This is a genomic window from Chryseobacterium sp. 2P (assembly GCF_059579425.1).
Window position 1 is genome coordinate 2948213 of the sequence record NZ_CM184194.1, and the last position, 13124, is coordinate 2961336.

Below are 13124 nucleotides of genomic sequence, written 5' to 3' on the forward strand. Positions count from 1 at the left end.
TTAAAAAATATAATCTTTCATACGGGAAGTAGCCATTTCTTTCTCGTTGATCCAACTGAGGAGGGCATCTAATTTGTCCTCCATTTTTTTGCCCGAATTCAGCCTTCTGTAAAAGGGAATATCAAACGGATATTTTTGGAAATCTGTAAACTGCCATGAATTAAGATAGATCAGAACGAAATCATCCTTTTTCAGGGTTTCAAAAACCATACTCTGGTAATATTCCATCGGAAGCATCTGAAATACAAAATCGTTATACGGAAGCTGACTGTAAGGAGAAATACTTTCCGGAACAATACTCAGTCCGTCCTCCTCATTAATTTGCGTATCTCTTTTCAGACGTTTAAAAGGAAAAAGAATGTTGGCATTATCAATATTGGAAACGTAATTAAATTCCAGCAATTTTAAATCATGCTGTGGAAGTTTATTGTCTTTCTGACGAATTCCGCGAATCTGTTTTTCTAAAAATTCCTGAGTAAATTTTTTAGCATTGTCAATTTCCGGAAGGGTAGAATTTTTATTATAAAAAGCAATTTCATGCCCTTGGAATGAAATTGCTTTTATTAAATTCTGAAGTTTTTGAGCGATCGAAATCTCTACAAAAAAACTTGCTTTAACATCATGAATGTCTAAAATTCTAAGTATTGCTTTTGTATTATCTTCTGAAATTTTCAGTCTTTCTTCATCGGAAACAGACTGCTGTTTTTTGCAGTCAGCTTCAATATTCAGAATGTTAAATGTGAACAATATCATTTAAACTAAATTTTAGATAATTTTTATAATAAATTAAAAATCAGATGTTAAAATAATTTCTATTTAAATTAAAACTCGAAGTAAATTAATTTTTATTCAATTTTACTTTTAAGTTCTTAATCATGTCTTTTGTCATTTCAGAAATCCCGAAATCGTAGCTTAATCCCCAGTCTTTTTTCGCTACGGAGTCATCAATTGAAGCCGGCCAGGAATCTGCGATCGCCTGTCTGAAATCCGGTTTATAGTCGATCTCAAATTCCGGAATTTCTTTCTTAATTTCTTCCGCCAGTTCTTTTGGAGTGAAAGACATTCCGCCCAAATTATATGAAGATCTCACGGTAAGATTTTCTTTCGGAGCATCCATTAATTTCAGAGTTGCATTGATAGCATCATCCATATACAGCATCGGCATTCCTGTATTCTCGGAAATAAAACTTGTGTATTTTCCTTCTTCAATGGCTTCATAAAAAATCTCAACAGCGTAGTCTGTTGTTCCTCCACCTGCAGGCGTTTTCCATGAAATCAATCCCGGATAACGGATGCTTCTTACATCCACTCCATATTTGTCAAAATAATATTCGCACCATTTTTCACCTGCCATTTTAGAAATTCCGTAAACCGTTGTAGGATTTAGAACTACATCCTGCTCTACATTTTCTTTCGGAATTCCCTTTCCGAAAACAGCGATAGAACTCGGCCAGAAAATTTTTTGGATAAGTCCTTCTTTTGCCATTTCACAAAAATGAAGCAAAGGCTCCAGATTTAGCTTCCATGCGAAAATGGGCTGCTTTTCTGATGTACCCGACAATAATGAAGCCAAATGGTAAACGGTGGTGATATCGTAATCTTTGATCACCTGTCTAACCAATTGTGTATTCGTAACGTCCATCCTTTCGTAATGACCCGCCGCAGTAATTCCCTTTTGCCATCTGTCAAGTCCCGAAGCCACAACATTTTCAGCTCCGTGAATTTCAACAAGTCTGTTTGTAAGCTCGGTACCAATTTGCCCTAAAGCACCTGTAATAAGTATTCTTTCCGTGTGGGGTTTCATTTTTAACTTTTATTTGTTGATCGAAGCAAAAGTAAATATTTTACACCCTATCTTAAAACAAAATCGTAAATTCGAATATAAATTTTGCAAATGAAAAAGATTATCCTTTCACTTATTTTAATTTCTTCCACAATTTCAGCACAATACACAGATATTACTATTGTGAAGGAGGTAAAAGTTAAAAACAAAGGTGTGGTTGTTTCTGCACATCCACTGGCAAGTGAAGCCGGAGCAAAAATTCTTAAATCGGGAGGAAATGCCTATGATGCTATTGTTGCCACACAATATGCACTTGCCGTTGTATATCCGCAGGCAGGAAATATCGGCGGAGGCGGATTTTTGGTTGGTGTAAAAAATAATGGTGAAAAATTTACGCTCGATTATCGTGAGACTGCGCCTAAAAAAGCAAGCCGCGATATGTACGTCGACAAAAACGGAAAAGCTAACACGGATCTTTCCCAAAATGGAAGATTAGCTGTCGGAATTCCGGGAAGTGTGGCAGGTTTTTTTGCTACTTTGAAATACTGTAAACTTCCGATGGACAAATTGATTCAGCCTGCCATTGATCTTGCTGAAAAAGGATTTGCGATTACTGAACAGGAAGCTAATTTACTGAATAACAATAAGCAGCATTTCCAGAAGCACAATCAGTCTTCAATTGTATTTGTAAAAGACATTCCGTGGAAAGCCGGAGACCTTCTAGTTCAAAAAGATCTGGCTGAAACGTTAAAGTTGATTCAGAAACAAGGTTTAAAGGGTTTTTACGAAGGAAAAACAGCGGAACTTCTGGTTTCTGAAATGAAAAGAGGAAACGGAATTATTACTTCTGAAGATCTTAAAAATTATAAAGTTGCCGAAAGAAAAGCGCTTGAATTTGATTACAAAGGAAATCAGGTGGTTTCTATGCCTTTGCCTTCTAGCGGCGGACTTCTTCTTGCGCAAATGCTGAAAATGGCAGGTTATGAAAATCTTGAGAAATATCAGCAAAATTCTACACAGGCTGTTCAGGTGATGGTGGAAGCCGAAAGAAGAGCATATGCAGACAGAGCGGAATATATGGGCGATCCGGATTTTATTCAGGATAAAACATCTTATCTGATTTCTGACGAATATCTGAAAAACCGATGGAAAAGTTTCAGTTTCAGCAAAGCAACTCCAAGTGCGGAAGTCGGGAAAATAACCAAACAGCCGAAAGAATCTACAGAAACGACTCATATTTCCGTTATTGATAAGGATGGAAATGCGGCAGCTGTTACCACGACTTTAAATGGTTTATACGGTAGTAAAGTTGTTGTTTCGGGAGCGGGATTTTTCTTAAATAATGAAATGGACGATTTTTCCATAAAACCGGGTGTCCCGAATATGTTTGGAGCGGTTGGCGGAGAGGCGAATTCCATTCAGCCGAATAAAAGGATGCTTTCCTCGATGACACCAACCATTGTTCTGAAAAACGGAAAACCTTATATGGTAGTGGGAACTCCGGGAGGAACTACGATTCCGACCTCTGTTTATCAGGCTATCGTTGATGTGATCGATTTTAAGCAGAATGCAAATATTTCTGTAAATGCTCCGAAATTTCATCATCAATGGCTTCCTGAAACGGTTGCTTTTGAAAAGAATTTTCCTGAAACCACGATTAAGGATCTGGAAAAATTAGGATACAAATCTGAAAAATGGAACCAGATCGGGAGAACAGAAATGATACTGATTGATGACAACGGGAATATTCATGCGGTTGCGGATGGTCGTGGTGACGATTCTGTTGCAGTGGAATAATTGACGTTTTTGTAGTTAATTTAAAAAAACTGACTCAAAAACATGTTAATTAATTGATTATCAAATATTTTCATTCATCAAAATGGCAAGAGTGGAATAATCTGGATTTTGAGACCTTTTTTTGAGTTTCTTGCTTCATTAAAATTATATAAAAATTTAAAATAATTTTGGTTTCGGCTCGGGCTTCGCCCGAGCCGAAACTATTCATGACATTTGTCATTATTTTAAAGCAAATTTCACTAATTTTCGGTTTTTAAAATCCATATTCTTGTGAAAGCAAAAAAGATTTACCACCAGCTTTATTTTCAGGTTATTATTGCGATTGTTGCAGGAATTCTTTTAGGAAGATTTTATCCGGAACTTGGTGAAAAGATGAAACCTTTGGGTGACGGATTCATCAAACTCGTGAAAATGATTATTGCTCCAGTGATTTTCATTACTCTTACCTTGGGAATTGCACACATGACTGACCTGAAGAAAGTAGGCAGAATTGCGGTTAAAGCGATGATCTATTTCCTTACGTTTTCAACATTGGCATTGATTATCGGTTTGGTGGTAGGAAATATATTACAGCCGGGTCACGGTCTGAATATTAATCCTTCTACCCTTTCGGGCGATGTTTCGCAATATCAGCAAAAAGCACATGAAACGACTTTAACGGGTTTCATCATGAATATTATTCCGGAAACGCTGTTCAGTCCGCTGGTTGGAGATAATATTCTGCAGGTGCTTCTTGTTGCTATTTTAATGGGAGTAGCTTTGGTTTTAACGAAAGAAAAGAGCCAGAAAGTAACGGATTTTTTACAGGATCTTTCCACTCCGGTCTTCAAAATTGTGCATATGCTGATGAAACTGGCACCGATCGGAGCCTTCGGAGCGATGGCTTTTACCATTGGAAAATATGGACTTCATTCGGTTTTGAATCTGATTTTTTTAGTGGGAACTTTCTACATTACTTCTGCATTATTTGTAGTTTTGGTTTTAGGCGCTGTCGCCTGGTACAACGGTTTTAATATTTTTAAACTGATGTATTATCTGAAAGAAGAACTTTTGCTGGTTTTAGGAACGAGTTCATCAGAATCCGCACTTCCCGGAATTATGGAAAAGCTTGAAAAAGCAGGATGTTCAAGAGCGATTGTCGGTTTGGTGGTTCCTACAGGATATTCTTTCAATCTCGACGGAACCAATATTTATATGACGCTGGCTTCACTTTTTATTGCCCAGGCTCTGAACATCCATCTTCCAATTGAAAAACAGATCATTCTTCTTTTGGTTGCCATGCTGAGTTCTAAAGGCGCAGCCGGAGTTACGGGAGCGGGATTTGTGACTTTAGCAGCAACATTAGCGGTTGTTCCTGAAATTCCGATTGCCGGAATGACGCTGATTTTAGGAATCGATAAGTTTATGAGTGAATGCCGTGCTTTAACCAACGTTATCGGAAATTCTGTTGCAACGGTAGTGGTTGCCAACTGGGAAAAACAACTGGATAAAGATCAGCTTCAATATTGTCTGGATCATCCGAATGAAGTGGAAAAAAAGTTGGAAGTTTAGCCTGAGTTGTAACTGATAAGTTCTACTCTGAAGCCGATTAAGTTTTTGTTATGACTGTCATTTTAGCCGCGATTGAGCGGCGTGTCTGAGCTCTTTTCGTTTTTTTCGGCGCGGCAGCTTCGCTGCCGCGCCGAAAAAAATGAAAAAGCGAGTAGCGAAAGCGCGAAACAGCTCCTAAAATAGAAAACAATCTATTTTTTACCGGAATGACTGTTTTAAATTAAAATCCTTAAACTCGAAGGCTGAACTTTTACACGAACCGGAGATTTTATTTTATTGAATTCTCCGTCGAGATGCCAGTTTTTGGTATTCACCTTAAATTCTATTTCGGAAACAGGCAAATAAGTAATGTAATCGTCCTGTTTCAGTTTTTTGGTAAACATTCTAAATGCAAAAAGCATGGAATAGAAAAAAGGAAATTTTTTGACGAGAACCATATCCACCAAACCGTCACTTTTACTTGCATGAGGCGCAATATAAGCGTTGTTCCCAAACTGCCGGGTGTTGGCAATGTTTATCATTAAGTATTTTCCGTTGTACTGCTTGTATTTTTCGTCAAAAAACTTCAGTTTGATCGGCTTATAGCTGAAAAAAGTTTTTATGGAAACTTTGATGTAATTTTTAAATCCTCTTGTCGTTTTTTCAAATTCTTTTACGACTTTGCCATCGAATCCGGTTCCGGAAACATTGATGGAAAGCCTTTCATTTACAGTGAACGTATCAATCTTTCTGGAATTTCTGGTTTTGATCTTTTCCAGCAGTTCGTCCAGATTTTTGCTGAACTGGGTTTCGTTGGAGAATCCGTTTCCTGAACCTGCCGGAAAAATCGCAAGAATTTTTTCTGTATCAATGAGGTTTCTGGCTACGGTAGAAATGGTTCCGTCGCCTCCGATGGCTACAAAAATATCAACGTCATTAAAATGATCCTGAATAAACTGATCGGTTCCGGGAATAGATTCCGAGATGTAATACAAAGGATCTTTCACCTTTGCTTTCAGTTCGTTGAGAAACGGCTGATAATTTTTTTTTGCCGAAAAAGGATTGATGATGAAAGCGACTTTTTCCATTAGTGCAAAAATAAAAAATGCTCCCGATCTGGAAGCATGATTGTTATTTAATTTTTATTCTTTTCATAAATTCGGGAGTAAGAGTTCCTTTAAGCTCTGTCCAGGAAACAGGGATTATAATATCTCCTGCTGCAAAAGCTGTAATTTCGTACGGACTGTAATGGAAATATAGGTTTTTATCATCAAAATAGAAGTTCTCCGTTGCCGGAATTTTATCTACCAGAAGCATTTCAGAATTATTAACTTCTCCTTTATCGTCGGTAGTTCCGCTGTTGGTCTTGTTGATATTTTTCATTAAAAGAGCTTCCAGTTTTTCTTTTGGCATGGAAGTTATGTCTTTTAATTCTAATTTTTTATTGTTTTGAAGATCAAAAACTCTTTCCGAATAACCGTAGTTATCGTGCGCTCCGCCTTCATATGAAGCCCAAAAGTATTCTATCTGGAGATAATCGTTGATATTGGATTTTACTTTCATTGCTGTATCCGAATACCATTCCTGAGAGAATGAAATATCTGAAATCCAGTCTTTTGAATCTTTTCTGATGTTATTAAAATATTCGTTTTTGCTTTTCTGAAGGTAATTCAGCAATCCTTCTCTGGAAAAATCGCCAATATTTTTTTCTGTAAAATAAATGCTGTCTAATAATTTTTTATCCTTAACTGTCGGGAACAGCAACATTTTGGAAGTATATTTAACGGTTAAAGAATCGCTTAACTTAGTCGAATCGCTGATTTTCACGGAATCTACTGTAAACTTTTCAGGTGCTGCAGCTTCTGTTTCATTCAAATTATTGTTTTCTGCCTTTTTACAGGCTGAAAAAACAAAGAAAGCAGAAAGTGCTAAAACAGCAATCGTATTTTTCATAATTCTGATTTCCTTCTGCAATGCAAAAACCATTCAAAAGATGAATGGTTTAAGATTATTTTGAAAAAAAAATTTTAATTACTGTTTCTTTACGAGACTGATGACCTGATTTTCCTGTTTGGAAGCCACTCCCCAAATCTGCTTAAAGGCAGGGTAATATTCTTTCTCATAAGTGGGACTCTTAACTTTGGTGGTAGAAATTACCTCAATCTTATTTCCTTTTTGTTCAGCAATATAACTGTATTCGATTTCTTTGTCGTCCGTTACAATTTTTTTGTTTTTCGGCATCTCTTCAATCAGATATCCTTCCGGAATTTCCAGAACTGCTTTTTTAATTCTGGTGAATGGCGAAGTGAAATCGATAAGGTATTTTCTTTCTTCGGTCTGATCGAATTCGTTTGAGTTTTTATTTAAAAACAACATCGGATTGATAATCATTTTCTTTCCGATCCTGTCTATCAAATTCTCGGAAGAAAATTTCATAGTGCTTTCAAAATCCCCGTTCTCAAGTACTTTAGAATCGATATTGGTGAAATCTATAGAAAAATTATCTTTATACTGTTTTTTGTACTTATCTGCATTGTCGTCGTAGTTTTCTTTCGCAAAAATGGCATAGGTTCCGGTATCTTTATCAGAATAGGTTCCGGAAATACTTCCGTCTGCATTAATTTTTGCCTCTGCGGTAAGATAAGTGAAACTTGTTTTTGCATTGATCATTGATAACTGCTGAACTTTATCTTTATTCATCAAAATTCCGAACTGATTCCAGTCTCTTGGTGGCAACTGATCGATTGAAGACTGCTTGGAAGTGGCATCATACAAATGAAAACCATCTTTTGTCTGAATAGCGGCAATTACAAAATTCATATTGGAAACATTGGGTGAAGCAACATTAATAAGACCGTTGCTTACTGTAGAAATCGTAAGCGGATCTGCTTTGATTCCGGCTTCACGAAGCATCATGACCAGAAAAAGGTTGATTTCTGCCGCATTTCCGGTTTTTGTTTCCAGCATTTTTTTGATGCCGTCTTCTGTATAAATTCCTCTGTCTTTGTTCCATGTAAAGGTATTTTTAACATAATTAAAAACAGCATTGGCTTTTTCTATCTCTCCTGAAATTCCTGAAATATTTGCAGGCATATTGTCTTTTGCCAGTCTTGTTTTCTTTAATTCGCCTCCGAAATCTTCACTCTCATACAATCTGTCTTTGATCTGTTCCCAGGATGAAGAATACAATTTAAGTTCCTTAAAATTTGTTGAGTGAAGCTCTGCGCCTATTTTTGTTCTGTAATTTCTGTCATTGTTTACAAACTTCTCGGTTTTAAATCCTTTTACGTTTTCAAATCCGAAGCGGTATGTTCTGTAATTCATTCCGTACATCAATCTTTCTTCCACTTCTCTGTATTTCGGGGTCAAAAAACCCGTGTAATTTAAGTTGTAAGAAATATTTGATGGACTGTCTAAAACATATTCCGTATATAAAGAAGGGGTGTCTGTTTCAATCGTAATTTCCGGAACTACGTAAAGAAACGGAGAAGTAACCTCATACTGATATTCTATGATGGAGCCGTTTTTTACATTCGGAAATGCAAATTTTGTAATGGAGACATATTTGCTTTCCTTACTCTTAAATTTCGAACTTTTATCTACTTTTGTGGCCACAGAAGTACCATTTTCCAGGTTGTATGTGAAAGCTTTAACCTTTGAAATGGTTTCCTGATTGCTCCCACTCTGATATAACGGAATTTCAAGGTTCAACCAGTCTTCCGCCTTGTCTTTATCATAAATTTTAACTCTGTAAAATGCTTTTTTCACCAGATCTCCTGTATTATTGTCAATACTGAAATGCAAAGATTTGAATAAAATTTCGGCAGGTGCATTTTCGTCCAAAGCAGATTTCTGTTTTGTAAGATCTGCATCATTAAATTTAGGATAATTAAGAAATTCATGCTTTTGTGCCTCAATAAATATCAAATTCATTGAGCAGAAAGCCACTAGAAATATTTTTTTCATGTTAAATTTTAGAAATTAAAATTTTTGAGTTGTCGATGTTAATGGTTTTTTTTCGGAAATTAACGTAATCGTTATATTTTTCTTTAGGATAAAGTCCTTTATTAATTCTGATGGTTCTATTCACTTTCAGTTCTTCACCATTTTTTACAAAGCTTAATTTGTAGGTTCCGAATTCTGAGTTTAAGGTCACATTCTCAGGAAGTTCCTCGATTTTATAATTCTTAGGAAGGGCAAAGCTTATTTCATATTCATCCTGAAAAGATTGTCTTAATTCAAAAGGCAATTCCCTGTTTTCGTCTGTTTTGTAGACATTGTTTGAATAGATGGGCACCGCTCTGAAAATGATGCTGCTTCCTGCGTTTTTAGAATAATTATTCGCTTTAAAATCAAGATCAAACTTTGCAACAGCATTGTCTTTATCGTTCAGGAAATTTTTCATTTCAATCTTTTCAAAATGAAGAACATCCAGAAGATTTTTTATGGCTTCATTTCTTTCTTTTGGTGACATCGTTGCAAGTACGAGATTGTTATCATACTGAATTCCTGTATACGCAAAATTACCTTCCCCGGAAATACTATTGTCTTCATTAAGCTTTATTTTTAAAAGCTGTTTTTCTTTGCTCTGGTCTGCTGTATAAACCGGAGTATCGATTAATTCAATTCCGTTTTTTCTGATGGAAAGTACATTTCTTTCTGTGGTTCCGTAACTTAAATGATTAAAAGCTATTTGCTGAGATGTATTTTCCAGCCAGATATTTCCTTTTTCAGCAGGAACCATCAGAATAACATGGTTTCCTCCCATTTTAGGAAAATCTTTATCAAACGAAACCGGAGAAGAACCGGAATTGATCACCGAATAATAAGACGGAATTCCTGCTTCATCCAGTAAAGTTTTCATATAATTTGTTAATCCCTTGCAGTCACCATATCCTTTTTTCTGAACCTCATCCGGAAGCATCGGCTGCCAACCGCCGATTCCCAACGCTACGAAAATATACCTTGTCTTACTCTGCATATACTGATACAGTTTTCTTACTTTTTCTTCGGTTGTTCCCTGTAAATTTAATGCTGCAACTTCCGCTTTGATTGCAGGTGTTGATAAAGAAACCGGTTGTAAAATGCTGTTGTAATACCAAGATCCGAACTCACCCCAGTTGTTTATACTCCCCTGCTTTCCTTCAAGATTAAATTTAGTTAAGGCAAAACTTACTTTTGGTAAAATTTTTATCGGCTGGGGAAGCAAAAAAACATCATCAATAGCCGGAACATTTTTATAAGAGTATATTTTTTCTCCCGCATTATCGCTTTCTATAACTGAAGCATAGTTATAAGCCGAAGGATACGTTTTTGTTTTAAGTTCAATACCGGATTTATTGATGATCTTCATCTGAGCTTCTTCCAGTGAGATATTGGTTGATCTGAAAGGAATAAAATCCGGCAGGAAAACTGTATTTTCATCACCAATCTGATAAGAGAATTCAACGGTGTAAGGATATTGAGTCGGAGTATATGACATAGCCATCACTCGGTTATCCGAATAGAAAGTTCCCTGATTGTTATTGGCAAAATCTCCAAAATCCGACTTGGAAAATGACTTTATTTTCTTTCCTGATTCATCGTAAATATTTACCTTGATGTCTGAAATACTGTTGCCTTTTTCATAAGGGATATAAATCTGCGCATCGGAGTCTCCATCTTTGTTCAAAACTGTAGTAACCGTATAATACTGATATCTTATATCATCAATTTTATTGATCTGAATGGTTGTAAGATCTTTCCTGATCACCGCATCTGCGTTTTTCTTCAGATTCTCAGGAATAGCAGAAACCGGAAAGTTTTGTGAGTAGTAAAAAGAAGCCATCGAAAGCGCTCCAATACAAAGTATTTTCATCATGGTTATTAAAATTTAGCAAAAATAATGAAATCTTATAACTGACAAAATTATTTTTTATTGTATTGAATGGTTAATATTGAAAAAGAAAAAAGACTCCATTGCTGAAGTCTTTTATAATCGTATTTTTTGAATTCAATTATGCATCAATTTTTGCATATTTGGCATTCTTTTCAATAAATTCTCTTCTTGGCGGAACCTCGTCTCCCATCAACATAGAAAATACACTGTCTGCTTCCACCGCATTGTCGATGGTTACCTGTTTCAGGATTCTGTGTTCAGGATTCAGAGTGGTTTCCCAAAGCTGTTCAGGATTCATCTCTCCAAGACCTTTATAACGCTGAACCTCAACCCCTTTTCCATCCGGAGACATTTCTAAAGTAAATTCTTCACGCTCTTTTTCGTTATAAGCATATACTTTTTTGTTTCCTTTTTTCAATAAATACAAAGGCGGCTGAGCAATATAAATATATCCGTTCTCAATCAGCTCTTTCATGTATCTGAAGAAGAAAGTTAAGATCAAAGTGGAAATGTGGGAACCATCAATATCAGCATCGGTCATAATGACGATCTTGTGATATCTTAATTTTGCCATATTCAACGCTTTGCTGTCTTCTTCCGTACCTACGGAAACTCCTAAAGCGGTATAAATATTTTTAATCTCTTCATTATCATATACTTTATGAAGCATTGATTTCTCAACATTCAGAATTTTACCTCTTAACGGAAGAATTGCCTGAAAGAATCGGTCACGTCCCTGTTTTGCAGTTCCACCTGCAGAATCTCCCTCAACCAAGAAAATTTCTGATTCTGCCGGATCTTTTGAAGAACAGTCGGATAGTTTTCCCGGAAGCCCGGAACCTCCCATCGGAGATTTTCTCTGAACCATTTCACGGGCCTTTTTCGCAGCCTGTCTTGCTTTTGCAGCCAACACAACCTTCTGAACGATAATTTTTGCTTCGTTAGGATTTTCTTCTAAAAAGTTAGTCAGCATTTCCCCAACAATTTTATCAACAGCTCCCGAAACTTCAGAGTTTCCTAATTTTGTTTTGGTCTGTCCTTCAAACTGAGGTTCCATTACTTTTACAGAAACTACAGCCGTAAGTCCTTCACGGAAATCGTCTCCTGTAATTTCTACTTTTTCTTTCTGAGGAATTCCTAAATCATCCGCATATTTCTTTAAGGTTCTCGTTAAAGCACGTCTGAAACCTGCTAAGTGAGTTCCTCCTTCGTGAGTGTTGATATTATTAACGTAAGAGTGAAGATTCTCGTTAAATGAAGTGTTGTAACGCATCGCTACTTCCACAGGAATATCGTCTCTTTCCCCTTCCATGAAAATTACGTTTTCCATGATCGATTCACGATTTCCGTCGATAAAAGCAACGAATTCCTTTAACCCCCCTTCAGAATGGAAAACTTCCGATCTGAAAGAACCGTCTTCCAGTTTTTCTCTTTCGTCAGTAAGGGTAATGGTAATTCCTTTATTTAAATAAGAAAGCTCTCTTAAACGGCTTGCTAAAGTATCATAATTATACACTAACTCTGTAAAAATCGTATCATCCGGCTGGAAGAACTGTTTGGTTCCTCTCTGATCGCTGTGTCCGATTTCCTCAACGCCCGTCTGAGCTTTACCTCTTGAATATATCTGCTGATAAACGTTTCCGTCTCTGTAAACTGTGGTTACCATCTCGTTGGAAAGTGCGTTCACACACGAAACCCCAACTCCGTGAAGACCTCCGGAAACTTTATAAGAATCTTTATCAAACTTACCACCTGCACCAATTTTTGTCATTACCACCTCAAGAGCAGATTTCTGTTCTTTTTCGTGGAAATCCACAGGAATACCTCTACCGTTATCGCTAACCTCGATTCCGTTTCCTTCTTTAATGCTGACAAAGATCGTGTCGCAGTACCCTGCTAAAGCTTCGTCGATAGAGTTATCTACTACTTCATAAACCAAATGATGGAGACCTCTTACTCCCACATCACCAATGTACATTGAAGGACGCATACGCACGTGTTCCATTCCTTCCAATGCCTGAATACTACTAGCTGTATATTGTTTCTGACTCATATAAATATTAAAAAATCCTGCTAAATGCAAAGACTCACAAATATCGTGATTTTTTTCGAGGTATGAAAGTTAAAATATGTCAA

At 36.5% G+C, this 13124-nt stretch carries 9 protein-coding genes; 2 read left to right on the forward strand and 7 right to left on the reverse strand.

Annotated features, from left to right (window positions below; all coding sequences use genetic code 11):
* Both AC52CF_RS13445 and AC52CF_RS13450 read right to left on the reverse strand, forming a co-directional pair.
* Complete coding sequence (locus tag AC52CF_RS13445) at window positions 1–753, reverse strand: polysaccharide deacetylase family protein (RefSeq protein WP_214589234.1); 753 nt, start codon at window positions 751–753, stop codon at window positions 1–3.
* Window positions 754–838: 85 nt separating this feature from the next.
* The gene (locus tag AC52CF_RS13450; protein ID WP_290265813.1) at window positions 839–1804 is read right to left on the reverse strand and encodes an NAD-dependent epimerase/dehydratase family protein; all 966 of its coding nucleotides are present in this window, start codon (window positions 1802–1804) and stop codon (window positions 839–841) included.
* Between the two features lie 90 nt (window positions 1805–1894).
* On the opposite strand from AC52CF_RS13450, the gene ggt reads away from it, so the two are divergent.
* Both ggt and AC52CF_RS13460 read left to right on the forward strand, forming a co-directional pair.
* Window positions 1895–3580 carry a gamma-glutamyltransferase gene (gene ggt / locus AC52CF_RS13455; RefSeq protein ID WP_496517260.1) on the forward strand — a complete coding sequence of 562 codons (1686 nt, stop codon included), beginning with the start codon at window positions 1895–1897 and terminating at the stop codon, window positions 3578–3580.
* Window positions 3581–3850: 270 nt separating this feature from the next.
* Window positions 3851–5131, forward strand: a complete 1281-nt coding sequence (locus tag AC52CF_RS13460) for a dicarboxylate/amino acid:cation symporter (protein WP_496517261.1) — start codon at window positions 3851–3853, stop codon at window positions 5129–5131.
* Window positions 5132–5346: 215 nt separating this feature from the next.
* Here AC52CF_RS13460 and AC52CF_RS13465 read toward each other — a convergent pair whose 3' ends face one another.
* The 5 genes from AC52CF_RS13465 to gyrB form a co-directional block, all read right to left on the reverse strand.
* Window positions 5347–6198, reverse strand: coding sequence for a diacylglycerol/lipid kinase family protein (locus AC52CF_RS13465; RefSeq protein WP_496517262.1), 852 nt, complete (start codon window positions 6196–6198; stop codon window positions 5347–5349).
* Window positions 6199–6241: 43 nt separating this feature from the next.
* Entirely contained in the window at window positions 6242–7063 is an 822-nt protein-coding gene (locus AC52CF_RS13470; RefSeq protein WP_496517263.1) for an RsiV family protein, read from the reverse strand.
* A gap of 78 nt (window positions 7064–7141) precedes the next feature.
* The gene (locus AC52CF_RS13475; RefSeq protein WP_496517264.1) at window positions 7142–9076 is read right to left on the reverse strand and encodes a transglutaminase-like domain-containing protein; all 1935 of its coding nucleotides are present in this window, start codon (window positions 9074–9076) and stop codon (window positions 7142–7144) included.
* Window position 9077: 1 nt separating this feature from the next.
* The gene (locus tag AC52CF_RS13480) at window positions 9078–10970 is read right to left on the reverse strand and encodes a DUF3858 domain-containing protein (RefSeq protein WP_214589228.1); all 1893 of its coding nucleotides are present in this window, start codon (window positions 10968–10970) and stop codon (window positions 9078–9080) included.
* Between the two features lie 136 nt (window positions 10971–11106).
* Window positions 11107–13041: a DNA topoisomerase (ATP-hydrolyzing) subunit B gene (gene gyrB / locus AC52CF_RS13485; RefSeq protein WP_235131197.1), complete on the reverse strand. Its 1935-nt coding sequence runs from the start codon at window positions 13039–13041 to the stop codon at window positions 11107–11109.
* Window positions 13042–13124 lie beyond the last annotated feature (83 nt).

Coding starts and splice junctions, on each gene's coding strand:
- AC52CF_RS13445 (WP_214589234.1), bottom strand. CDS start 753: ATGATATTGTTCACATTTAACATTCTGAATATTGAAGCTGACTGCAAA.
- AC52CF_RS13450 (WP_290265813.1), bottom strand. CDS start 1,804: ATGAAACCCCACACGGAAAGAATACTTATTACAGGTGCTTTAGGGCAA.
- ggt (WP_496517260.1), top strand. CDS start 1,895: ATGAAAAAGATTATCCTTTCACTTATTTTAATTTCTTCCACAATTTCA.
- AC52CF_RS13465 (WP_496517262.1), bottom strand. CDS start 6,198: ATGGAAAAAGTCGCTTTCATCATCAATCCTTTTTCGGCAAAAAAAAAT.
- AC52CF_RS13470 (WP_496517263.1), bottom strand. CDS start 7,063: ATGAAAAATACGATTGCTGTTTTAGCACTTTCTGCTTTCTTTGTTTTT.
- AC52CF_RS13475 (WP_496517264.1), bottom strand. CDS start 9,076: ATGAAAAAAATATTTCTAGTGGCTTTCTGCTCAATGAATTTGATATTT.
- AC52CF_RS13480 (WP_214589228.1), bottom strand. CDS start 10,970: ATGATGAAAATACTTTGTATTGGAGCGCTTTCGATGGCTTCTTTTTAC.
- gyrB (WP_235131197.1), bottom strand. CDS start 13,041: ATGAGTCAGAAACAATATACAGCTAGTAGTATTCAGGCATTGGAAGGA.